General features: G+C 52.2%; 23 protein-coding genes, 1 tRNA gene and 2 riboswitches. Of the genes, 2 read left to right on the top strand and 22 right to left on the bottom strand.

Annotated elements, in window-relative coordinates; all coding sequences use genetic code 11:
* Positions 1-4: 4 nt before the first annotated feature.
* The 22 genes from PGRAT_RS02745 to PGRAT_RS02635 form a co-directional block, all read right to left on the bottom strand.
* Positions 5-1102 (bottom strand): DUF5808 domain-containing protein, encoded by a 1098-nt coding sequence (locus PGRAT_RS02745; RefSeq protein ID WP_025708150.1) that lies wholly within the window; start codon positions 1100-1102, stop codon positions 5-7.
* Positions 1099-1500: a GntR family transcriptional regulator gene (locus PGRAT_RS02740; RefSeq protein WP_025708151.1), complete on the bottom strand. Its 402-nt coding sequence runs from the start codon at positions 1498-1500 to the stop codon at positions 1099-1101. The genes PGRAT_RS02745 and PGRAT_RS02740 overlap by 4 nt, the downstream gene beginning before the upstream one ends.
* 136 nt (positions 1501-1636) lie before the next feature.
* On the bottom strand, positions 1637-1849 hold the full coding sequence (locus tag PGRAT_RS02735; protein WP_025708152.1) for a hypothetical protein: 213 nt from the start codon (positions 1847-1849) through the stop codon (positions 1637-1639).
* 491 nt (positions 1850-2340) lie between these two features.
* Positions 2341-3225 carry a UbiA-like polyprenyltransferase gene (locus tag PGRAT_RS02730; RefSeq protein ID WP_036706464.1) on the bottom strand — a complete coding sequence of 295 codons (885 nt, stop codon included), beginning with the start codon at positions 3223-3225 and terminating at the stop codon, positions 2341-2343.
* Position 3226: 1 nt separating this feature from the next.
* A complete protein-coding gene (locus PGRAT_RS02725) occupies positions 3227-4528 on the bottom strand; it encodes an aspartate aminotransferase family protein (RefSeq protein WP_025708154.1) in 1302 nt (433 codons plus the stop codon).
* 106 nt (positions 4529-4634) lie between these two features.
* The gene (locus PGRAT_RS02720) at positions 4635-6560 is read right to left on the bottom strand and encodes a peptidase U32 family protein (RefSeq protein ID WP_025708155.1); all 1926 of its coding nucleotides are present in this window, start codon (positions 6558-6560) and stop codon (positions 4635-4637) included.
* Between the two features lie 20 nt (positions 6561-6580).
* Complete coding sequence (locus tag PGRAT_RS02715) at positions 6581-7372, bottom strand: energy-coupling factor transporter transmembrane component T family protein (RefSeq protein ID WP_036706467.1); 792 nt, start codon at positions 7370-7372, stop codon at positions 6581-6583.
* A complete protein-coding gene (locus PGRAT_RS02710; protein ID WP_042265982.1) occupies positions 7365-8264 on the bottom strand; it encodes an energy-coupling factor transporter ATPase in 900 nt (299 codons plus the stop codon). Before PGRAT_RS02710 ends, PGRAT_RS02715 begins: the two co-directional genes overlap by 8 nt.
* A complete protein-coding gene (locus PGRAT_RS02705) occupies positions 8240-9109 on the bottom strand; it encodes an ATP-binding cassette domain-containing protein (protein ID WP_025703375.1) in 870 nt (289 codons plus the stop codon). The genes PGRAT_RS02710 and PGRAT_RS02705 overlap by 25 nt, the downstream gene beginning before the upstream one ends.
* Positions 9110-9138: 29 nt before the next feature.
* Entirely contained in the window at positions 9139-9690 is a 552-nt protein-coding gene (locus PGRAT_RS02700) for a Gx transporter family protein (protein ID WP_025703376.1), read from the bottom strand.
* Positions 9674-10066 (bottom strand): NusG domain II-containing protein, encoded by a 393-nt coding sequence (locus PGRAT_RS02695; protein WP_025703377.1) that lies wholly within the window; start codon positions 10064-10066, stop codon positions 9674-9676. Before PGRAT_RS02695 ends, PGRAT_RS02700 begins: the two co-directional genes overlap by 17 nt.
* A 221-nt stretch (positions 10067-10287) precedes the next feature.
* On the bottom strand, positions 10288-11799 hold the full coding sequence (locus PGRAT_RS02690) for an HD-GYP domain-containing protein (protein ID WP_244884049.1): 1512 nt from the start codon (positions 11797-11799) through the stop codon (positions 10288-10290).
* A 661-nt stretch (positions 11800-12460) separates the two neighbouring features.
* Positions 12461-13774, bottom strand: coding sequence for an alpha/beta hydrolase (locus PGRAT_RS02685; RefSeq protein ID WP_342342269.1), 1314 nt, complete (start codon positions 13772-13774; stop codon positions 12461-12463).
* A 199-nt stretch (positions 13775-13973) separates the two neighbouring features.
* The gene (locus tag PGRAT_RS32130; RefSeq protein WP_081954719.1) at positions 13974-15782 is read right to left on the bottom strand and encodes a choice-of-anchor A family protein; all 1809 of its coding nucleotides are present in this window, start codon (positions 15780-15782) and stop codon (positions 13974-13976) included.
* An 83-nt stretch (positions 15783-15865) separates the two neighbouring features.
* Positions 15866-15953: riboswitch (cyclic di-GMP riboswitch) on the bottom strand.
* A gap of 1255 nt (positions 15954-17208) precedes the next feature.
* Positions 17209-17457, bottom strand: coding sequence for a hypothetical protein (locus tag PGRAT_RS34750; protein ID WP_337588183.1), 249 nt, complete (start codon positions 17455-17457; stop codon positions 17209-17211).
* Positions 17387-17632 carry an ASCH domain-containing protein gene (locus PGRAT_RS34745; RefSeq protein WP_337588182.1) on the bottom strand — a complete coding sequence of 82 codons (246 nt, stop codon included), beginning with the start codon at positions 17630-17632 and terminating at the stop codon, positions 17387-17389. Before PGRAT_RS34745 ends, PGRAT_RS34750 begins: the two co-directional genes overlap by 71 nt.
* Positions 17633-17799: 167 nt before the next feature.
* Entirely contained in the window at positions 17800-18099 is a 300-nt protein-coding gene (locus PGRAT_RS02665) for a hypothetical protein (RefSeq protein ID WP_025709149.1), read from the bottom strand.
* Positions 18100-18546: 447 nt separating this feature from the next.
* A complete protein-coding gene (locus tag PGRAT_RS02655; RefSeq protein ID WP_025709145.1) occupies positions 18547-18759 on the bottom strand; it encodes a helix-turn-helix transcriptional regulator in 213 nt (70 codons plus the stop codon).
* An 8-nt stretch (positions 18760-18767) separates the two neighbouring features.
* Positions 18768-19082, bottom strand: a complete 315-nt coding sequence (locus tag PGRAT_RS02650; protein ID WP_025709143.1) for a DUF6442 family protein — start codon at positions 19080-19082, stop codon at positions 18768-18770.
* A 168-nt stretch (positions 19083-19250) separates the two neighbouring features.
* Positions 19251-19322, bottom strand: a tRNA-Thr gene (locus tag PGRAT_RS02645).
* A 200-nt stretch (positions 19323-19522) separates the two neighbouring features.
* Complete coding sequence (locus PGRAT_RS02640; protein ID WP_042265974.1) at positions 19523-20296, bottom strand: sugar phosphate isomerase/epimerase family protein; 774 nt, start codon at positions 20294-20296, stop codon at positions 19523-19525.
* A gap of 39 nt (positions 20297-20335) precedes the next feature.
* Positions 20336-20644, bottom strand: a complete 309-nt coding sequence (locus PGRAT_RS02635) for an MTH1187 family thiamine-binding protein (protein ID WP_020425678.1) — start codon at positions 20642-20644, stop codon at positions 20336-20338.
* 392 nt (positions 20645-21036) lie between these two features.
* Positions 21037-21265: riboswitch (cobalamin riboswitch) on the top strand.
* 285 nt (positions 21266-21550) lie between these two features.
* Here PGRAT_RS02635 and PGRAT_RS02625 point away from each other — a divergent pair.
* Both PGRAT_RS02625 and nrdG read left to right on the top strand, forming a co-directional pair.
* Positions 21551-23536, top strand: coding sequence for an anaerobic ribonucleoside triphosphate reductase (locus PGRAT_RS02625; protein WP_042265968.1), 1986 nt, complete (start codon positions 21551-21553; stop codon positions 23534-23536).
* A complete protein-coding gene (gene nrdG / locus PGRAT_RS02620; protein ID WP_025704097.1) occupies positions 23533-24048 on the top strand; it encodes an anaerobic ribonucleoside-triphosphate reductase activating protein in 516 nt (171 codons plus the stop codon). The genes PGRAT_RS02625 and nrdG overlap by 4 nt, the downstream gene beginning before the upstream one ends.
* Positions 24049-24115 lie beyond the last annotated feature (67 nt).

Genomic DNA, 24115 nt, shown 5'->3' with positions numbered 1-24115 from the left:
TTATTTATCGGAAATTGAACAGGGCTACGAGAATGGCGATTACCGGAACGGCTATCGTTGCGGCGGCTATGATCTTACCGGGCGGATTAGCCATATTGATCGTCCATAAGAATCCGTATCGATCCTGAACGAACAACGCCGGGTCTTCAGGGTTCGCGTAAATGCTGCCGAGCCACTTCCAGTGCCTCTCCTCCTGTGACGGAATGTCCCTTTGCTGATCAAGACCTCTGAAACGAAGGTAAAACAAGACACCAATCAATGCCAAGAAGAACACCGCCATGAACGAGAGGTTGTAGCGGATGAGCAGATCGAGCTTCCAGCCGTATAGCATTACGGCTTGCAATAACCCTAAGTTTGCAATGCCCAACAGCGAAATGCCCCAAGCTGTAATCGAGTGGATTTTCTTAAGCTTTAACTGTTTTCGTAACGAACCTTCCCGGTCCTGGGGGTCCAGTGATATTCTGGCACGGCTGATCATCAGATTATAGCCGGCGAAAAACGCGATCATCAGCGCTTGCACGATGTTCATCATGATTACGGTTCGTACGGATTTGTAAATGTAATGATCCGGAAAACCGTCCGGCCCCATATGCACCGCGATCTGCTGCGGAATAACGTTCCATCTCGTGGCGGCAAAGAAGATGCATAACGCCATCACGGCGATATGCGCCGCATACCACCAAGAGCCCAGCACCGAACCATGTGTCCGGCTGGCCGCGAGGCTTGCTGCGCGCTTCGTCTGTACGGCAACCTCCCAGCCTCTGGCCGCCTTCAAACGCTGCGCGGACTTCCTGCTGATCCGAATGGCGAAGAACGATATCATTATCAAAAGCATGATGGCTATCGCCCAAAACAGGAAACTCCGGCTCGTCGTTTGGTGACGCGCCACTAAAAAGCAAGCTACTCCGATGACAATCGCAAATCCGCCGGTGAGCAAAACATAATTCCGGCGAATGCCCCGGACGTCCGTATCCTGCAGGGCCTCCGCCGGCAGCGTGATGCCGAACAGCAGGGTCCGCAAGCCAATATGGGCCTGTATGCTGATCATCAACGCGATAAACAAATAAAAGCTGGATATCATGATCGTCTCTAGTACAGTCAACGCTGTTCCCCTCCGCGATTTGTAATGGTATTCCGGTACACCGACCTGCTCTCCTGCGCGAATGCCTCTTCCGTCATGCCTCGTACCGCAGCTGCTGCCGCAAGAGACCTCAACTGCTGCCGGAGCTTCTCTTCGAAAGCCTCAGTCACGCCGGGCATCCCGTCAGGCTGAACGATAACGCCCTTTTTCCGGTGCACTTGAAGAAAGCCCTCCTGCTTGAGCAAATTGTAGGATTTGTTGACGGTATGAAGGTTGATCCCCAAATCCTCCGCCAATCTCCGGACTGAGGGAAGCGGGTCCCCCGGCTGCAAGGCACCGGAGGCGATCCCTTCAACGATTTGGTCAACCAGTTGTGCGTAAATCGGGGTTTCCGATTGCAGATCGAGCTCTATGAACATGAATTTCTCTCCTTAAGGCAGCTGCGTGTCTTCATACTACGGGTGGAAGGATAATCAACAGCATAATGACGAATGCACCCGCAATACCGGTCAGGAACCATTTCGGCAATACTGCGGGACGGCCGACGCCGTAGATTCAATAACGGAGTAAGGGTGTATCCATTCCGGCGCCGCTCGAAAGCGCCAACCCGCCCCATACGGCGAAGAAGCCAAGGCTGCCGTTCTGGAAAACCTGAGCAGCCGTTAGCACGATCACATACTGCTGATGCGACATCGCCGGGTTCTCGGCCTTTGGAAGCACTACGAGCGCATAGGGCAGCAGCGCGCCGGCAATGGTGCCGGCAAACATTAACCATGTGTGTTTTTGACATGTCTAAGCGGTTCCATATCAAACCAGCCTCCTTTTTTTGTCTGTTATATTACATATATAACACATGTAATAATACTATGCAAGATTCATATGAGTTTGTGCAGGCTTTAGCACTAAACAAACCGGCCCTTAGCTTAATGAAAACGGCAGCTGATTTCTGGTCAGCTGCCGTGGTATCCTATTCTACTATCCGTCCCGATAGCTTAATAAGGCCGCCCGATTGGTCCTCGGCGGCCTCATGATGAGTTTTTGCGCTAACGTTATCTGTTAACAGGAAAGTTATTTTTACCACTTAACCAGAGTTCAAAGCAGAGGGGAAGCTCGGGACCGCAGAAACGGTAACGTCCGCCTTTGTCTCCGGATAGTATCGCTAATAGCGATCTAATCGAAACTCTGGAAACAACAGCCGCCGGAAGCCAAGCATTCCCCGGAGGAGCGCAGCCTCCTTCTTTCTAACCGATCTCCCGACCCTAGCTGACATAAAAATAGTCAGTCAGCGTGCACAGCAATATCACCATACTGATCACCTGGTTCAAATTATAGGAAGCCACCTTCATCAGCCGCCGGTTATGCGGCTTAATAATCCGGTGTTCCGTCATCAAGAGCAGCGTGGCGATGCCGATGCCGACCAGGTACATCCAGCCCAGATCGCGCCAGAGGTACAGGAACAGCAGCAGCAGGATCATGATGAAGTGCAGCCCTTTGGAAATACGCAGCGCATTCTCCAGTCCGAAGAAGCTGGGAATGGACCATAATCCGTTCCGGCGGTCAAAATCGATATCCTGCGTGCCATAGATAATATCAAAGCCGGCAATCCAGAGCATAACCACCGTACCGATTACAAACGGCGTGAACGCAATATTCCCTGTCACTGCAAACCAAGCGCCAATCGGCGCCGAAGCAATTACGAAACCAAGATACAGGTGGCTTAAGAACGTGAAGCGTTTGGTATAGGAATAACTGGAGATCAGGACGATGGCCACCGGCGACAGCAGCAGACAGAGCAGATTCAGCATGCCGGAGGCGACAATGAACAAAGCATAGTTGATGATGATGAAAAAGATAACTTCTTTCTCCGCCAGCAGCTTCTGCGGCAGATGCCGGTGCGCGGTGCGCGGATTTTCCCTGTCAAAGGTACGGTCGACGAGACGATTGAAGGCGTTGGCGCCATTCCGCGCCCCGATTAGGGCAATCAGTCCCCACAGCATCATGTGGCCGGACGGCCAGCCTCCCGCCGCCCAGACCATCGAGATGATGGCGAAGGGCAAGGAGAACAGCGTGTGGGAAAACATCACCAGCTCGCTGAACATTTTCAGCTTGAGCGCAGAGGTTTTGACAGCGTTTAAGATCACCATATTATTCTTCCTTTTCTGTAGAAACTTGCAGCAGCACTTCATTCAAGGCAGTAAGCATCCCGTCGACATCTTCAGAGGTAATGACCAGCGGCGGCTGGAAGGCCAGCACGTTGCGGCCTACACCGTTTTTGCCGATCAGATACCCGCGGTCCTTCATCGCTTCGAGCACATTATCGGTCAGTTCAGCTGATCCGGCTGCGTCCGAACCCGCAAGTTCTGCGCCCAGCATCAGTCCGGTTCCCCGCACATCAGTGATCATTCCCGGATAACGTTCCTGAAGCGATTCAAGACCTTTCTTCAGGTGCGAACCAAGCTCAGCCGCACGCTCCGGCAGGCGTTCGTCCCGGATATAATCCAGCACCGCAAGTGCCGTTGCCGCCGATACAGGGTTGCCCCCGAACGTCGAAGCCGAAGGCCGGTTCAAGGACGCCGCAATTTCATCCGTTGTCGCAAAGGCGGCTACCGGAACCCCGTTGCCCAGCGCTTTGGCCATACTGATAATATCCGGCACAACGCCAAAATGCTCCATGGCGAACATAGCTCCCGTACGGCCGTAGCCCGTCTGTATCTCATCGTCGATCAGCAGCACGCCGAATTGATCCAGCAGCGTTCTGACCTCGCGGAAATACGCAGGGGCAGGCATAATCATGCCCCCGTTTCCCTGTATCGGCTCTACAATCATGGCCGCAATTGTATCGCCCTTCTCCTTCAGCACCCGTTCCAGGCTCTTAAGAGAAACCGCTGCAGCCTCTTCCAGGCTCAGTTCAGGATGATAAGGCCGCTCAATGAATGTTACATCTTCGTCCAGGTACTTATCCGTTCTCCACATTTGCAGTCCGGTAACACTCATCGTCAGATTGGTGCGTCCGTGCAGCCCGCTCTCCAGGGCAATAAAGCCTTTGCGTCCCGTATGCATTCTGGCCAGCAGCAGTGCGCCTTCATTGGCCTCGGAGCCGCTGTTGACGAAGAAGCTGCGGCGCAGCTTACCCGGCAGCACCTCTTCCAGCCGCTCGGCCAAGTCCACATTCGGCTGCGTAAGATAGACCGTTGAGGTATGCTGGAGCTGCTGGAGCTGCGCAATCGTGCGCGACGTAATCACCGGGTTGCAATGGCCGCAGGCGACAACCGATACTCCGGCAAAAAAGTCCGTATATTGCTTGCCGTGCTCATCATAGATAAACTGCATGCTGCCGCGTACAAGCTGCGGTGCATCGCGGTAAAAGTGTGCAGTGCATGGATAGAAATATTCTTTTCTTTTCGCGGCAACCGCTGTTCTTCCGATGACCGTCTCCTCTTGCTTCATGATGGGTTCCCTCTCTTTCAGACATTCCTTGTGAAAAAAGTAACTTATGAGTCTGCCACTTATTGTTATTATACGCTCTATTTTAGTATTTTAAAATTTAAATATATCAATTGAACTGCAGCGATCCCAGCGTAAAACCTGCATAAACAGGCGTAAGCCCGCCCAGTAAATCCTTCTGCTGATCTGCACTACTTATGGCAGCCTGGTAGGCAGTAATGATTGCCCGCAGCTCTTCCGTGCTGTATGTGGCCCCTTCGATCCGGAAGCTGGCTATGCCCAGTCCGCTCATTTCTTTCAGCATTGGCAAGTAGCAGAGTTCTTTGGAGAAGAGCAGATGGCAGCGGCCGTATTGGTCGCGGTAGACCGGATTTTCGCCTTTATCGGTTTTGAGTACCAGCACATCATTGCTGACATATAAATTATCCTCTTCCGCAATAGGCTCCATCACCTCAGTATTTTCGTAAAGATCATGCTCCATGTACATCAGCGCCGGTGTCCCGTGAACAACAACTTCAAGCGGCAGATCACAGCGTGAAGTGAAGGCGGCAAAATGCTCCATCGTCATCTCGGGCGAAACCGTAAGCTTTTCCAGTCCCATTCCGGCGTACAGCCCTGCCGAGAGGTGATTATAGACATTCAGATTGGCATCGCCGATCATAGGATATCCCGCAGCCCTGTAACGCCGGACCGCTCCCAGATTGGTAATCATCAGCCCGTCAATGGGCAGCCGTTCTCCGTTCAGCAAGTGGTCGTATTGGTTAAAATGCAGCTCGTTCATCATCCGCGGCAATCCGAGATACAGCTTGGTCTGCCCTTTAATCGCACCAAGCTCCTTAATATCCTGCTTCGTAAACGGCCGGTCTGGTTCAAATACATCTCCAGGCAGATACAGGCTGTCTGCGCCCATTTCGATGACCAGCCGGGCTTGCGCCATGTTGTTTACACGTACAGCCAGTTCCGGTGCGGCTACCGGTGCTTTCCCCGCCTGGGCCAGACGTCCGCGCAGCTCCAGCACACGGGACTCGGACAGCTCACGTTCGGCTGTTGGTGTACTGAATACCTTGCCTGTGCTGTAGAACTTGCCTGTACCCTCGTAACGGCGGTTAATATTCGCCAGACCCGGTTTGCCAAAAGCGTAGGCAGTGGAGAAATCACGTTTGCGGTTTTTATACAGCTCCTTGGTGTCCACTGTGCGGTCAAAACCGATAGGATCTTCGATATAACGGTCAATCGCATCACTGTAGCTGTTAACCAGCGAGACCATGAATTCCTTATCGCGCATCCGGCCTTCGATTTTGAACGAGGTAATCCCCGATTCGATCAGCTCCGGAAGATGCTCATACATGAACATATCTTTAACGGCCAGCGGATATTCCGCCGGGAACACATATCCGTCACGTTTAATCCGGTAATCCCACCGGCAAGGCTTCATGCATTTGCCCCGGTTGCTGCTCATCCCAAAAACCTGGGAGCTGAAGTAGCAGTTCGCCCCGTGCACAGAGCACATATCGCCATGAACGAAGTACTCCAGCTCCATGCCGCTCTTCTGACCCAGCAGCTTGGCCGTCTGCAGATCCATTTCCCGCGAGGTCACCACCCGGCTTACTCCAAGTTCCCGCAGAGCATAAATCATCTCCAGATTGTGCACATTCATCATGACTGAAGCATGGATAGGAACGGTAAGCCCCATCTCACGGATCAGCTCCAGCACTGCCATATCCTGAACGATCAGCGCATCCGGCCGGGCTTCGTCCAGAAACTGCAGGTAAGCTCTGGCTTCCTCCACATCATCTTCGCTGAAAAGATTGTTTACGGTGATATATACCTTTTTATCCAGTTTATGTGCCATAGCGAGGGCTTCAATAATTTCTTCATGCGAAAGATTATAGCCTTTGCGCATCATTCTCATATTAAGTACAGGACCGCCAAAATACACTGCATCACAGCCCGACTCCACGACTGCTGTGAAAATATCGAACGTTCCCGCAGGTGCGAGCAGTTCAATTTCTTTACCGTTAAAAAATCTTGCCATTGCCAATTCCCCCTAAAATATTACAATAATGCAACTGCAACTCCCATAATGACGAACATAGCGACAAAAACAGTATCGGCAGCGCCCCACCTCAGGCGGTGATACCGGCTGCGCGGGGCATCCATGCGGAAACCTCTGGCTTCCATGGAATAGACCAGGTCCTGAGCCCGCCGGAAGGCGCTGGAGATCACCGGCACCAGCAGCGACACCAGCATCCGCGCTTTTTCTTTCAGAGGCAGCTCCTGCAGATCCGCACCGCGAGAGGCCTGGGCTTTCATAATAATCTGCGATTCATCCAGAATCGTAGGAATGAACCGCAGGGCGATGCTGATCATCAGTGTGATCCGGTCCGGCGACAGCCCGAGTTTCTTGAATGGCGACAGGACACCCTCCAGCCCTTGATTCAGCTTGCCCGGCGTTGTGGTAAAGGTAAGCAGCGCCGTGAACGTGATCAGAAACAGCATGCGGATCACAGAAAAAGCTGCCAGGCGCAGCCCGCCCTCATGCAGCGAGAAGAAGCCGGCGGACCACAGTACAGCCCCCGTTTTGACTGACAGAAGCTGTACGATGAAGATGAACAGCATCAGATAACGCAAAGGCTTGGCCGCCTTAATGAAATACTTTAGCGGAATACGCGTTGAAGCCATGACCGCAATCGAAAACACAGCCAGCAGCGCCATGGACGGCCATGAATCCGCCAGCAGAATCACAGCTACATACAGCAGCATCCCCGTAAGCTTGGAACGCGCATCCAGCTTATGTACCCATGAGCCGGTCTCAATGCTGCGTCCCAGCAGCAGCCGCTCATTCATGGGCATCCCCCTCTTCTTCCGGTCTGTCCGCAGTACCTGCCCCCGGCAAGGAAGCGATCCGTTCGGCAAGGCTCTCAGGAGTAAGCCGCGGCTTCTCTCCTGCAAGCCCGAAACGGTCGGCAATTCCGCGCCAGTACCGGAGGGAATGCGGAACGCCAAGGCCGCAGCGCGCAAGGATGTCCGGATCTGCCGCCAGCTCCCCGCCGCTGCCCTGAAAAACAGTCTTCCCGTCTTTCAGCAGAACCCAGCGGTCGGCATAGGGCAGCAGTTCGTCCATCCGGTGGGTTACGATAATAATCGTCCGCCCCTGTTCACGGCAGAGACGCTCTAATTGTGAGATTAGTTCAGCACGGCTGACCGGGTCCAATGTAGCCGTCGGCTCGTCCAGCACAACGATCTCCGGGTCCATAGCAAGCACCGAGGCGATAGCCGCCTTACGCATCTGCCCTCCGCTTAACCGGAAGGGATTGCGCGCGAGCAGGCTGAGGTCCAGGCCCATTTCGAGCATGGCCTTGCGCGCCCGCTCCTTGGCCTCCTCCGGACTCATGCCGAAATTAAGCGGTCCAAAGCACAGATCCTTTTCCACCGTATCTTCGAACATCTGCTGCTCCGGAAATTGAAAGACCAGGCCAACCCGCCGGCGCAGCGGCAGCAGCTTCGGCGACTTCTCACCGGCGCGCATAGTCACATCCAGCACCTGTACCGTGCCCTGTGTCGGCTTCAGAATGCCATTGAAGAGCTGCAGCAGTGTGGACTTGCCGGAGCCGGTCGCACCCGCGATCCCGGTCAGCGAGCCTTTGGGAATGCCCAGGGTGATATCATGCAGCGCCGTCTGCTTCCACATACTATTCTCGGCGTAGGTATAGCTTACTTGCTGTAGTTGTATGGCCATAATGTATCGATAAGCTCCTTTTCACTGGCGGGAACATCCACCCTGATTCCCCGGCTTTGCAATTCACGGGCAAGGCGCCAAGGATACGGCTCCAGCAGATGACATTTCTCCAGAAGCTCTCTATCCCGGAAAAGCTCTTGGGGGCTAGTATCAGCGGCAAGACCCCCGCCATGCAGGGCGAGCACCCGGTCTGAGGCCAGAATCTCGTCTGCATCATGCGTAATCATCAGGATGGTATAATGTCCTTCCTCCCGCATCCCCTGCAGAATGCGCAGCAGCTCATCGCGGCTCGCCTCATCCAACATGGAAGAGGCCTCGTCAAAGATGACGATGCCTGGCTTCATGGCTAGAATGGATGCGATAGCTACGCGCTGCTTCTGTCCGCCTGACAGCTCGCCCGGATGCTTGGACAGCAGCGCCTCAATCCCCAGCTTCACGGTATAGGCTTTCAGGCGTCCTTCCATCTCGGCGTAAGGCAAACACAGCCCTTCCAGGCCAAATAATATATCTTCCTCTACCGTGGCTCCGATAAATTGATTATCGGGGTTCTGGAATACCATGCCGATGCATTGCCGGATGGCTCCGATCGTTTCCTCACCCAGCTGATGGCCGCAAATAGTGATTTCGCCGCCGCTCTTCGGCAGCAGGGCATTCATCAGCTTGACCAGTGTGGATTTGCCGCAGCCGTTGGGCCCAACTATGCTAACCCACTCTCCCTGGGGAATGGATAAAGAGATATTATGGAGAATGGGATGCTCCGGATCGTATCCGAATGATACCCCATCCAGCTTAATCACAGCCGGCACCTCTTCTGCGGCCTCCACCTCTTGATATGCTTCACTCATGTTAGTCATCCTTCCGCTGATGATTCGGCTCAGCCCAAAAATTCTTCAAACAGCGATATTTTGGACAGCGACGCTACCAGATAGCGGACCGCATAGCCGACGACAATCCCCGTTACGATTCCGGTAATAAGCAGCACCGGCAGGTAGTAGAAAATACTCGTGGATTTAAACACTATGGCTGCCGCGAACAATTGCCCGGTGTTATGGGCCAGTCCGCCGGCGATGCTGATTCCGATCACACTGAATTTTTTGCCCCCCCATTTCACCAGCAGGAACATCACCACAAAGCTGAGAAGCGAGCCGAACAGGCTGAAGAGCAGACTGGAAAATGTGCCGAGCAGGAATGAGGTAAGCAACGTCTTTAGAATAACAAGGACAAACGCGTCCCTGCCCCGTAAAAAGAAAATACAAGTCAAAATCATAATGTTGGCGAAGCCAAGCTTAGCCCCAGGCATCAGCCCGACCCCGACCAGCGGGATCTGGGCTTCCAGCAGACTGAGCACTACAGCTACTGCAGCAAAAATCGCCACAATCACCGTCCGCTTCAGAGCCGTTGCCGATTCGCTACTGGACATAGGCATCTATATCATCCTCCCCTGAACCCGCACCTGCAATTTCTACTAACACCCGGTGCGGCAGGCACACGATGGTCTGCTTGGGACGGGTAATATGGCCAAAACCCAGGCATACCTTGTCAGGGCAGTCTGCATCGTACATTTCAATCCCGTAATCATGCACCTTCAAAATGTTATAGCCGCGTTCCGTGCGGACATCAATGGTTTGTTCCTCTTTTGTAAGCTTCACTGTCTTATACAGCTTGCCATCCACCGTTATATTGGCAACAAGATTATTGTCCGGTCCCGCCTTGTCTTTATCGCTCGAGAGCCATCTCGGCACGATAAAAGCGAGCGCGGCAATGAGCACGATGGAAATCAGCAGCACATCTGCGCGTTTCATAATGATCTCCCTTATTTTTTAATTAAAATCCAGACTTATTAATTATAACGGTCCGTCTGCAATCCTTCAATGAATGTACTTGGGATTTGCCGGTTTTAGGGGGCAGTTCACAAAATAGGCACGCAAGCAGAAGCGGATACCGAAGATAAACTGGATGGCATCCGCTTTAACAAGAAATATAAGGATAACGCCGCGTTACACCCCGGACATCCATTCCCCTGCTATCCTGCCCGGCCTGGATAATCCGCTTTACCGGATTTATCAGCTTTTCCGAAATAAGCCAGAAACAATCCGGCAAACTCAGGGTCCCACTGGGTGCCTCTTCCCTGCTCCAGAATAGCAAGCGCCCGGTCATGGTCCATTCCTTTGCGGTAAGGCCGGTCCGAGGTCATGGCATCATAGGCATCGGCCACGGCGATAATCCGTCCATGCAGGGGAATGGCTGTTCCGGCCAGGCCATCGGGATATCCCTTGCCGTCATAACGTTCGTGATGGGATCGGACTCCGCCCAGATAAGGCGCCATTTTTTCTTCAGGCTCAATCTGCCGCAGAATATTTTCTCCAAGAACGGGATGGCTTTTGATCTGGTCGAACTCCTCCTCCGTAAGCTCCTCCTCCTTGAAAAGCACGCTGTCCCGCACACCGATTTTGCCGATATCATGCAGCAGGGCCGATTTGCGCAAATTATCCAGCTGCTGTCCTGTAAGCCCGGCGAGCTGGCCAATAATGACCGAATATTCCGCTACCCGCAGCGAGTGTCCGGCGGTATATGGATCACGGGCATCCAGGGCTACGGCAAGGGTGGTGAAATAGCTGTCGAGCAGCTGCCTGCTCTGCTGTTCCCGGGCCTGGAGTCCGCGGACCATCATATTAAACCCGGCCACAAGCTTCGAAAATTCATCCGAGTATTCATCCTGCACCTGCAGCAGCCGTCCGTTCTTGATATTGTTCATCGCCCGGTATAATTCGTTGATTGGATGCTGCACGCTCCGGGTCAGCAGCCAGGCTGCTATGGAAGAAAAAAGGGTGCCGATCAGCAGCACAAGCCCGGCCCATTCCCAGTAGCTCCGCATACTCTCAGCCGCCCCTCCCCCCAGTGTTTCCAGCCGGATCTGGGTCGCCATAATGAATAGCACAAGCGGAAAGGTTCCAATCAGCATACAAGTAATGAGGAATTTGGGGCGAATCGGCACAAACACATGCCCTTCCAGAGAAAAATCAACCATGTGCAATTCCAAAGCCCGGTTTCTGAAATTCTTAATTAGTGGAATAATTGCCGAGGAGGTCAGAAAAAATTCAATCAACGCATGCATACACGCTACCAGGATGGACCCGGCCACCGCAAGCACAAGGTAGATGTAGGGGAGACTGATTAATCCCGTACGAATCATCCATAAGGTCAGGATCGACGCAGGCAGAGACAGCCCCAGAAAATGCGGACCCAATATCCGCTGCACCGCAAGCTTCGGCAGCCGGTGAGTATGCAGGTAGGCTTCTTCCAGCATGGCAAGTGTGGGCCTATGCTCCGTAAGTGCGGTCCGGATCGGCCGGATTTGCCTGATAAAAACACTGATCTCCACAACAGCCATTATGGCGAACGAGATCAGCAGGATCAGCAGCAGCCGATAATACTCTGTCGCACTTATTTCAAGTGAAGAGAGCAGGATCAGGCTCCCCACCGCAAACACGGCAACAACGGAGCCGAATATGTAGTTGCGAATTTGCCTTTTCAAAAAACCCCCGTATAAATTCATCAGGTCCTCCGTTTCCAGCCTGCCCACCCAGCTTAAACTGTTTGCATTTCTGTATAACCCGTGCTATAATAAAAGAATATTTGTTTACTGTATACATTATCCCCATCAAGAAGATGTCAAGCCGATTCGTTGCCCGTTTATCTATTATCGGCATTTTGGACACAAAATCTTACGTTTTCTTGCAGTACTCTTCCTTTTTATGAGATTAAATTCGAATATAGTTTTCCGATTCACACTGGCACGGCCACGGAGCCGTAAGGACAAAAGAGAGGTAGGGCTTTTGTCGTTTTGGAAGGATTATTCTCGCCACACGGCTGCTGGAAATAACAAGGAATTAATACACCCGTCTTGCTCACAGACGCGGGGGATTAAACATACAGAGAAGACATGGCTTCGCTGCATTTGGCGATCATAATGCAGTTCCATGTGTGGAACATATTAGCGCCCGATAACCGCAGTTTGCGGATATCGGGCGCGTCTACGTTTCAGGAGACTTTTTTCCGGATCAATCAAGTGGAAACGGCTACGCCGTCCTCTGAAAAAGCATATGCTTCCGAAGCAGCGATACTCCGTATCGCTTTCAGGTATCCGTTTCAGCGAGAAATATAAGGATAAAGTATCGTGTGAAACTTATACTTTCTTATATTTGAACGTACCGGGTCACAAAATCAGTTACCTTCCCTACATACGCCGCCTTATCCGTATCATAAGCCACGCCATGCCCAGCACCGTGAATCACAAGCTTATCCTTGGGACTGCTGCACGCTTGATAAAGCTCATCCAGCATATAAAACGGTACGAACTTGTCGGCATCACCATGTATGAACAGTATCGGCACGCGGGCTTTACGGACCTGCTTCAGCGCCGAAGCCTCTCCGAAGAAATACCCTGCCTTGATCCGGGTAATGAGGCTCGCCATATGGACAAAAGGAAAACTCGGCAGATGGTACATCCGCCACAGCTGGTACGACAGCTGCGCTTTGACAGAGGTATAGCCGCAGTCGGCTACGATGGCTTTGACCTGTGGGGGAAGTTCTTCCCCGGAAGTCATCATCACAGTGGCTCCCCCCATGGATACCCCATGCAGTACAATCTGGGCCTCCGGCCCGCTCTCTGCGAGGATATACTCAATCCATCTCAAGTAATCCAGGCGTTCCGGCCAGCCAAACCCGATGTAATCCCCCTTACTGTCGCCATGTCCGCGGGCATCGGGAAGCAGCACATTATACCCCATGGTCTCGTAATAGATTTTGGCGCATGCCCCCATATCCTTGCCTTTCCCGGAATAGCCGTGGGCTATAATGGCAGTCCGCCCTCCGGCACGCGCTGACGGCAGATAATAGCCGCGCAAGGTAAGCCCATCGTCAGAAGTAATCTCAATTTTCCTGAAGCTGTGGCGGGATACCCAGTCCGCACCTTCTCCCCACGAAGGCCCGGCAACCGGCGGGTCCACCTTAAGATCAGGAGTTTTGGCCAGGAACTCCTTGGGTGCCCGCTTGATTGCGATTCCGTAAAAAAAGAACCCCGCATACGTCAAGCCGCCGGCAATAATAATCACAACGGCAAGTATAATAACACTCCACATGAACAATATCACCTTTCTTCCGGCATAATGGAATCCCACTTTCAGGGCAAGCCTTACACGCCCCCCGATTTTCAGCATAGTATAACATGGCTCGGGGAGCAGTTGGAAATGCAGAGAAGGCCGGGGCCATGAGACTGGACGGGCTACGGCGGCGAAAACAAGGGCAGATATGCCTTTGTTTCGACCCGTCCAGCCCTGGAAGGCGAAAACAACGGCAGTTATGCCTTTGTTTCGGCTCGTCCAGCCCGGATTGGCGAAAACAACGGCAGATATGCCTTTGTTTCGGCTCGTCCAGCCCGGATTGGCGAAAACAACGGCAGATATACCTTTGTTTCGGCTCGTCTGAAGCTGTTCAGAGTGGAAACCCATACGCCAGACACCTTACTTCAATAAGATGTAGTGGAACAAGCACAAAAAAACAGGACTTCTCCATTACTGAAGAAATCCTGCTGTTGGCTTGTTATGCTGCTGTGGGACAAAGGTGCACCCTTTCGAGTAAACCTACTTATGGGGCAGCATTTTTTCTAATTCGCTATCCCCTCACTATAGCTACAATTTACGGCTTCTATTACCGTTTGCGTTTACTGCTGTTTCCTGCAGTTCTGCTGAGCAGTAGTCCCAAACCAGCTATTCCCAGACCTGCGATGTAATAAGGCGCTGGACTTGCTTCTCCAGTCTGCGGCAGTTTATCGGGTGTATCCACGCTGCCTACAGGAACTTCGTCATCTGTTATAACTATTTCCTCCGGCTCCGGTGTTACCGTTGGGGCCGGTGCAGGGACTGGCGCTGGTTCTATTGAGGCTGTTGGTTCTATTGACGCCGTTGGTTGTACCGGAGCAATTGTTACCACAGGCCCCAAGGGTAATGGGTCATCATTGATCAGGGTATCATCCACAATCGTGCCGATAACGGATGATGGTGTTGGCGTCGGGAACGTTACCGGAACATAAATTACTGTAGTGTCTGGCGTTGGTGCCGGTGTAACTTCACTTGTTGGTGTTGCACCCGGTGTCGGTGTTGCTGATGCAGTGGCACTCGGTGACACGCTAGACGTTGGCGTCGGCGTTACGACTGCGGTCGGCGTCGGCGTCGGTGTTACGACAGCGGTCGGCGTTGGCGTGACGATGGCGGTCGGCGTCGGCGTCGCCGTCTCACTCGGCGTTGGCGTCGCCGTTGCGCTCGGCGTTGGCGTTGGCGTCGCCGTTGCACTCGGCGTTGGCGTCGCCGTTACGCTCGGCGTTGGCGTCGCCGTTGCGCTCGGCGTTGGCGTTGGCGTCGCCGTCTCACTCGGCGTCGGCGTCGCCGTTGCACTCGGCGTTGGCGTCGCCGTCTCACTCGGCGTTGGCGTCGCCGTCGCACTCGGCGTCGGGGTCGCCGTCGCACTCGGCGTTGGCGTCGCCGTTGCGCTCGGCGTTGGCGTCGGCGTCGCCGTTGCGCTCGCCGTCGGTGTTGCCGTTGCGCTAGGCGTTGGCGTCGCCGTTGCACTCGGCGTTGGCGTCGCCGTTGCACTCGGCGTTGGCGTCGGCGTTACAGGCGGTTCGGAGCCTTCATACGGATAGTGGTGCATCTGCACATAACCGCTGAACGCTTTTGCGATCAGCGTGCCATGAAGCTCTGCATGATCATAAAAGACACTGGCATGAGGAGCCAATATAGTGCCCTCGATGGTTGTATTCCCGATATTCACAGAAGCAGCTTCATAGAAATTGAACAGGACCTTGCGGGGTTTGCCTCCCCAGAATTGAAAATTAGGAATTTTCACAGTGCTTCCGCCCACATTAATAATGACGGTGGCATCACCTGCTATGTTGAACTGCAGCCCGTTGGCGTCGGCCAGGTCAGCAGCAGCCAGATGAATGACATTATAGGCATCCGGAGCGTTGATAGTGATTTTTCCATATTCTTTTACAAAAGGCTGTGTCTGTGTCAATGCGGCCAATTCATCCGAACGCTGGATCAGAAACTGTTCCTCAGCCGCAAAATCAATCGGTGTCCCTTGGCGGGGAGTCTCCTTAAGATCTGCCCGTGTGCTGCTTATAGTGCCTCCATATACAGCTGCTCCATATATAGTTCCGTCTGTTAGGCTGAGATTTTTGCCGGCAACCAGTACATCCCCACCGGGCGCATCTTTGGAAACACCGTACCCCTGCAAAGTAATATTTCCTTCTGCCGCGAGCCTTCCATGAATCTGATCGTAAGATTGCGTGAAATCTCCAAAGATAAATGCGTTAAAGTTGCCGGCAACACCCAGGACAGGAGTAGGGGTATACGGCATATTTCCCGCAGCCTTAACATTCCAACCCCAAGTAACCGTGCTGCCCAATGCCAACACCCCTGTCAGAATCAGAGCTGCTGCTTTCTGTGATCTTTTTTTCAATCGCCTTGCACCTCCTAGTAACTTATTCTATGATTTTGCGGAAAAACTATAACAACAAAAAGACCGCCACGAAGGGTTAGCTTCACGGCGGCCGGACGATCATAGCCCTGGTTGGGCATTAGATTCCTGACTTTGCGTCCCGTCCTTTCGGACGGTTTGCGTTTATACATGAGGAATATAGATTTCAGTGAAACCTATGTAGTCTATGACATTTGTTACTTTTGAACTAATTTCAGTTTAGCGGTTCCCCTGCCCTATTGTCAATCTATTCCTTAATTATTTTTTCATGTGACCATTTAGACGATCCTGGACAAACCCGCTATTCATAAGGCTTTTCAGCTTACCTGTCCAGAAGAGAGTCTCACCGCAGAACGGGTTACCGCCTTTTTCACAGCACCCCATCCCGTATTTATTTGCAATTTTCAATATTAAAATATAGTATATTAGAACTATAATTTCAAATTCTATCCATCCTATTCATTCTTAGCTATTTCTACTCCTTAAGGAGCAAGAACGTCCTTTCGAATTAGGAACGCACTACAAAAAAAACTGCCCGGAATCCACCGGCAGCAGTTCTTCATCCATTTCTATGTAATGCTATATACGCTCCCATAACCAGACATTGCGGATATAGCGGATTGGGATTTATAACAGCTGAATCCAGCCAATCATGGACACCCACAACGGAATACTCAAAAACAACCCGAATGCCAACCCACGGCGGAGACTTCCTTCATGACTCATCATAATTCTCCTCTTTGAGGTGCTTTATTTTGTTACACTTCAATCTTTTATATTTCAATTTTAATATAAAATAATTCTTCTTATTTTATTGTGAAAAATGTCACATAAAGTTTCTTTGTTTATAAATTCCAGTGGTTATTTTTTGAATCGAAGCCAAGTTCATCTGCCGGGGTATCAAAAGCGGTTACGTTGGGGAGCAGTATAGAATCAAATCCCGCTCATGATAGCGCAAGGGTCAGCCTGACAAAATAAAACGGGCCTCACCATGGGAGTAGGCAAGGCCCTGCAAGCTATCTATAAACACCGGGGAGTGTTTGGTACATTCAATATATATACTCAACCTGAAAATAAGCTGATAGCTGCATAAAAATTACATTAAGAGCTTCCAATAGCCCAGTGTGCCGAAAAAAACGACCAGTGCCACAGGAAGAATAATTTTCCGGCTCACCTTATCCTCAAACGAAAAATACAAACACAGCATACAAAGCCACGCAATAAGGAGACTTCCCATTTCCTATGCATACGCCCTTTCTTATACATCCTGATGATCGCGCGGGACAGTGGCAGCACCAAACATCCTATAAGAAGATTACCCGCGAGTCAGCCGGTTCATACCCAATTATGGCTTGGGCCGCTAAATAATTTTTCTTGTTTCGCCAAAAGGCTGTACAGTCCCGGCCGGTCACTGCTCTCCCTCCAGCACAGGGTACTCCCAGAAGCTCAGCCTGCCTTTGGCCGGTATGGGCCGGGCAAGTGCCGTTATATCTTCCAGCTTCCAGGCATAGCGTCCTGGCGCATAATCGCCGAAAGCCAACTCATTGCCGCCAGGCCAGCCATGGGCGGCATCCGCCTGCGTCACCTTATAGCAATCGGCCAGACGGCTTGTGGCGACGATGGCTCCCAGAGGGGAGATTGTCCACAGTGAAGCCATGCCGCGCCAAGGCCGACTTGAAAGGCTCCTGCCTGCAGGCAGTTTTGTCGATCCCCATTCCGGCATGAATAGCCAGTTCACCGCGATAAGCTGTTTGCCAGGAACGGGTTTCGAACTGTTTTTCCCCAAGCACAATTAATGCGGCCCAGGGCTGCCGGATTGTCAGACATTTCATCTCTGCCTTTTCTCCTCTCTGAACAGCAAAAAACGCAGCCGCCGAACATCCGGAAAGCCGCGCCGCCTATAGTTATCGGGATGCTGGAAGGGACAAAGCCCCTGCCTGCGCAATGTGTGTGCTTTCTACTACTGTATTGTATGACGCTATGGGATTCTGTGCAACTTTTACGAGAAGCGGAATAGAATAAACTTCCAGATTACAGCTAAATAAGGGCTGGCCGCCAGTCCGCAGATGGCTAAAAAGACTTGAATTGGTGTACTCATCCGGGCATCCATTCCGGTCCAGCTGATGGAAAAAGAAGGCTTGGGCGGCTCAAGCCCGTACTGCTCCATTAGCCGTTCTTTTGTGCCGCTGTCCACAATTGTTCCTGCATCCGCTGCATGGACGAGTGCCGGTTGCAAAAACAATAGGATGAAAGCAGCGAAACAGGTGAACGTGAATATAATTTTGTGTTTATTCCTCACATTTCTTTTTTCTCCTTTTTCTTGAATTTACTTTCTATTTATTATATCAGATTTATCCAGACTTTTTATAGATAAAGCGTTATACGCTGTTCCTGCGGCATCCAACCCGGATTCACCAGTTATGTACATAAGATCAGCCAGATTTGTTGATACTTCTCCCCTCCATATCCGTTTAAAATTAATGGTAATATTATGAAAGGTCGGTTTAAGCACCCTCTGTTCTCCGCAGGTGAAGTGGAAAAAGGTACACTAATTCAGCTCATTTCGCTCCTGATGAAGTAATATGGCCCAATTAAGTTTCCTTTTTCCACTTCAATCTCACAATTGTTGATTTTGGGGAGAAATAAGTTCCCTTTTTCCAGCTGGCACTGCTCAGCAGCGTCGACTGGTAAAAAAGCCTCAAAGTTGCCTGCCATGCAGACCAGAACGGCCCAGGGCTTCTCATATTCACATATCAAAATAAAATAACTCTTCAAATTTTTTGTCCAAAGCAATGCATAAGACTAGAGCCAATTTTGCGGTAGGATTAAACTGCCCTGTTTCAATAGAACTTATTGTATTTCTTGAAACGCCCACCATTTCTGCCAATTGGGTTTGGGATAATTTTTGTTCTGCTCTTGCCTCTCGCAATCTATTTTTCAACATCAACTTTTCATTCATCTTGGCCCCTATCCTACAATTAAGAAGTATTTTATGAAAAAAAAGAGGCTTAAACCAGATCCAAAAATGATCTTAATTAAATCCATTTTCTTTTTAGTTATACTATAGATTCCGAAACTTTCACAGCCAAGATACCCCATAACCACCGCTAATAATGCAGCATTTGTCCCCTGATGATTATTGTATAAATTGAAAACAGCTAAAATGCAAAATATACTCAGCGTGCCTATGACTCCAAATTTTCTGCCTCTATTAAAAATAAACTCCTTTCCCTCATCCTTTTTTTCCTGTCTGATTTTTTCTAATATGATTTCCTTATCCATTAGAAATCCTCCTTTTTAACCGACAAGTAAACTTGGCACCTTTATTATAATATGCAAAGTTTACTTGTCAATGAACCAGATAGAGTTTTGTACGGAGATTTATGTAAACACAGAAAAGCGCAGCCCCCGAAACCCCGGGAAACCGCGCCATGATTGAACTATTAAGGATGCTGGTGAAGGGAATTGAACCCCCGGCCTACGCATTACGAGTGCGTTGCTCTACCCCTGAGCTACACCAGCTTACAGCATTTTTCTGTCAAACAAAATACATTATACATCGTCTGGAGAAAAACGCAACCCTTTCCCTCACAGTCCTGTCTCTCTCAAAAGTCTGTGGTAGAACCCACGAAGGGCGGCTTCAGGCCGCAGGCTGGAAAGGGTGAGCCAATCCGCCCAGGCAGCTGCGGCGGCAAGCACTTACAGAACGAATCAGGAAACGGTTACACCATTCCCCGCTTGCGGAAGTAATCCAGCGCCAGCCGGGCGCTCTCCAGTGACGAAGAAGCGAAAACCTCCTGCTCCACGATGTAGTGCTGAATTCCGGCTTCATCCGCAGCCTTAAAGACGCTCTCGAAATCGACCTGGCCCTTCCCGAGATCGGCTTCCTCATGGCCCGCACCGAAATCCTTGATATGAACCAGCGGCACACGTCCGGCATACCGGGAGATATACTCCGCCGGTACTGCACCCCCCACATGCACCCAGCCCAAATCAAACTCTGCCACCATATGCTCAGCAGGAATCCGCTCCAGCCAGATGTCGATGACGGCCTGCCCGTTGACCTGCTTGAACTCAAAGTCATGGTTGTGGTAGCCGTACTTCAGCCCTGCTGCCCGCACCATCCCGGAAGCCTTTTCAAAGAATGGAATCAGAGCCAGCACATCGTCCAGCGCAGGTTGCTCCGGAAGAGGCGCAGAAGGTGTGATGAGATACTCCAGCCCAACCTCCCGGGCATATTCGATCTCTCTGGATAATGCCGACTGCATATTCTCCAGACTGCTGAAATCCAGCCCGATATGCGCTGAGGGGGCCGACAGTCCAAGCTCATCCAGCGTTTTGCGCAGTTCTGCAGCCGATACGCCAAAATACCCGGCAAATTCCACCGACTTGTAACCGATCTCCGCCACCTTGCGCAGCGTCCCCAGAAAATCCTTCTCCGCCCTGTCTCGCAGGGTGTACATCTGTATCCCGATCTGCTGTTTGATAGCCGCCATTAAGCATCCGCTCCTATTCGCTGTTATTGTTAACCTGAATTAATCCGCCTGCAGTTTGCGTTCCACCGATTCCAGCTTGCTGCGGCTTGTGGACGGCTTATCCCGCCGGTCATCAATCTTGAGCGAGGTGGACACCCGCTGTGCTCCGGCAGTAAAAGGGGACTCGTGCAGCGCTTCGACAGCCGCCAGAATCCGCGCCAGCGGACCTTCGATAATCGTGCCCATGGATGTCAGCTCGTAGGTAATGCCTTCCACCGTCTCCAGCACGCGCTGCATGTCAGCCACATAGCTGCTGAGGCTGGTGCTGCCTGTACCAATCGGAATTACGGTTACTTCGCCAATCGCCATCCTGAATTCCCTCCTATATAAGCCTTATTTATACACCGCGTTAGATATGTCTCTAGTCCTCTCTATTGTAGCAACTCCGGCCTCCCCCCACAAATCACCTAAAGTCCTACTATATTCGGGACACACAAACGGACACGGAAAAAGGCCGTAAAAGAAGGATTGGAAAATTCCGGAACCTTTGTGGCGTATTTTGGACAATTTATGAATCAGTTCCGGCAAAATTTGTCCCTTTGCTGTGGATTACCTGTGGGCAAATTGTGGACGAATGGCGGGTAATCTGTGGATGGACTGTGGATCATCTGTGAGTAAACGGGCGGAGTCCGCACCGGGCGCGGGTTCGCAAAAAAATGTTTACAAACACAAGATATTGGGTTATTTTTATCTAGCGACAACAAAATATAGTGGAAACAGGTGCTTTGCTCTCCCAGGAGAGTTGAAGCTTAATAGGGAAGCGCGGTGCAAATCCGCTGTGGTCCCGCCACTGTAACCGGATGCTCCACAGGCTCCCAGAAGCCCTGCGGAGCAGATCCTGAGGCTCACGCCACTGAGGGGCATCTACCCTTGGGAAGGCGCCCCGGATTCACCGGAAGCCAGGAGACCTGCCTGTTTCCGGGCACCATCATTTACGCCTGCGAGGAACAGGATAGGTGTCCGCATGCGGCCTGCACAAGCAGATTTAGCCTTCCCTTATGCCAGGGAGCCAAGGCTGCCGGTACCTGAGCGCGATAAGCCTTATCGCGCTCAGGTATCGGCTTCTGCGGGAAAGCATATTTCCATGGAGACCATCCGCAAATATCCGCTCAGGTTATTTGCGCTACGCATCCGGGCATTTTCCGCCTTCCTCGGCGGGAGATGCCTTTTTTTACAATCAGAATATGTTTCATATATGGAGAGGAGAGCTAGACAATGACGCTGCTGGAGAAACGGTACAACGGTGGACAAGCTGCACAGGAGGTTCTTTTGGAGGAAGTGATCCATTTGGGGCGCGATATTATCGACAGCCGGGATTTGGATCTGCTGCGCGAGAATGCCAATTTGAACGGTGAGAGCTTTTCCGGCAAAATGAGCAAGTTCGGCAGTGAGTATTCCAAGTGGTACGCCCGCAACTTCACGATGCCGCCTCAATTGGTGCAGGCTACCCTCGATAATGTGGTATATGTCCACGATCTGGATCAATACGCGATCGGAACCACCAACTGCATCTTTATCCCGTTCGAGCGTCTTCTCCGGGAAGGCTTCAACACCGGCAACGGCAGTGTGCGCCCTCCCAACTCGATTATGACTGCGATGTCGCTTGTGGCGATTATTTTCCAGTCACAGCAGAATGCCCAATACGGTGGCGTCTCCGCCAACAAGCTGGATTATGATCTGGCTCCATATGTGACCAAGTCCTTCGCCAAGCTGTTCCGCAAGGGACTGGAGTATTTCGAAGAAGGCGCTGCAGGAGAGCTCACCGGGGAAGTCACTATGAGCCGCAGCGATCTGGCGGAGCAATATCCGCGGGCCTTCCGCTTTGCGCTGAAGGAGACGGAAAGTGAAACGCTCCAGGCCGCAGAGAGCATGATACATAACCTTAATACAATGTCCAGCCGGTCGGGCGGACAGATTCCTTTTACCAGCATCAACTACGGCACCTGTACCTCACCAGAGGGGCAGCTGGTCATCAGCTCGCTGCTGACCGCCACGATGAACGGCCTCGGCAGCGGCGAAACGCCGGTGTTCCCGATCCAGATCTTCAAATGCAAGCAGGGCGTGAACCAGCAGCAGGGTGATCCGAACTACGGGCTGTTCCTCAAGGCGGCGGAATGCTCCGCCCGGAGACTGTATCCGAACTTCGCCAATCTGGATGCACCGCTTAATCTGCAATATTACGATCCGGCGGATCCGGATACCGAATTTGCCACTATGGGCTGCCGCACCCGGGTGCTGGGCGACCGCTTCGGACGCAACCACTGCTCCGGCAAAGGCAACCTGTCCTTCAATACACTCAACCTGGTGCGGCTGGGACTGGCATACGGCATCGCCACAGGACGCCGCCTTGCCGCCGACGAGGCAGGCTTCTATGACGATCTGAACCATTATATGGACATCGCTCTGGAAGGGCTGCTCCACCGCTTCCGCATCCAAGCTTCCCAGAAGGCCAAAGCTTCCGATTTCATGATGCGCGAAGGCGTCTGGGAAGGCGGCGAAGCGCTCGCTCCCGAAGACAGTGTAGGCGAGCTGCTGAAGCACGGCAGCCTGTCGATTGGCTTCATTGGCATGGCGGAATGCATGAAGGCCATGTACGGCAAACATCACGGCGAGGACATGGAGATTCACGCTAAAGCGCTGGCCATTGTCCGCCATATGAGGGAGTACTGCGACCGCAAGAGCGAGGAGCTGAACCTCAACATCACGCTGTTCGCCACACCGGCTGAAGGCCTGTCCGGCAAGTTCACCAAGGTGGACCGCAAGGTGATCGGCTCGATTCCGGGCGTCACCGACCGTGAATATTATACGAACTCTTTCCATATCCCGGTCTACCATGAGCTGAGCGCTGCACAGAAAATCAGCCTGGAAGCGCCGTTCCACGAATACTGCAATGCCGGCGCGATCTCTTATGTGGAGCTGAACGGCAATGCCCGCAGCAACCCGGCGGCTTTTGTGAAGATCATCCGTTATGCGCTGGAGCAGCAGGTCAGCTACTTCAGCATTAACCATCCGATAGACCGCTGCTCAGACTGCGGCTACGAAGGCGTGATCGGCACAAACTGCCCTTCCTGCGGCGCGCATGAGAAGGATGTGCATATCCGCCGCTTGCGCCGGGTAACCGGCTATCTGACCGGCGACTACCAGACCCGCTTCAATGCCGCCAAGCAAGCTGAAGTAAGGGACCGCGTTAAACATCTATGAATATATGCGGCTACTACCCGGAATCAATCAACGAAGGAGAGGGCATGCGGGCCGTCCTCTTCCTCAGCGGCTGCCGTCACCGTTGCCCGGGCTGCTTCAACCCGAAGACCTGGAATTTCAATTACGGCGAACCGTTCACCTTGGAGCGCCAGCGGGAGATTATCGCCGAGATGGCGGCGAATCCGCTGCTGGACGGACTGACGCTGGCGGGCGGCGACCCCTTTTTCTCGGCAGAGGAGGCTGCGGGCTTCATCCAGGAGCTGCGCAGCGTCCTGCCGGACTATTCCATCTGGATTTACACCGGCTATACGTATGAGGAGCTTACAGCGGCTCCGGGTTCACCCGAATGGAACCTGCTGGCCTTGTGCCAGGTCGTGATCGACGGACGTTTTGTAGAAGAGCTCAAGGATACCACTCTTCCCTACCGGGGAAGCAGCAACCAGCGCATTATTGATATTCAGGCCAGTCTTGCCGGTACCGAAATCGTACATTGGCAGCCGGCTGCATTATAAATTTGGTAACTATCAAAGAGCAGGCCAAGCCTTGGTGCGGGCCGCTCTCTGCGACCATATACTTTAA

The organism is Paenibacillus graminis (assembly GCF_000758705.1).
GTDB lineage: Bacteria > Bacillota > Bacilli > Paenibacillales > Paenibacillaceae > Paenibacillus_AQ > Paenibacillus_AQ graminis.
This window is presented reverse-complemented; position numbering and strand designations above follow the sequence as displayed.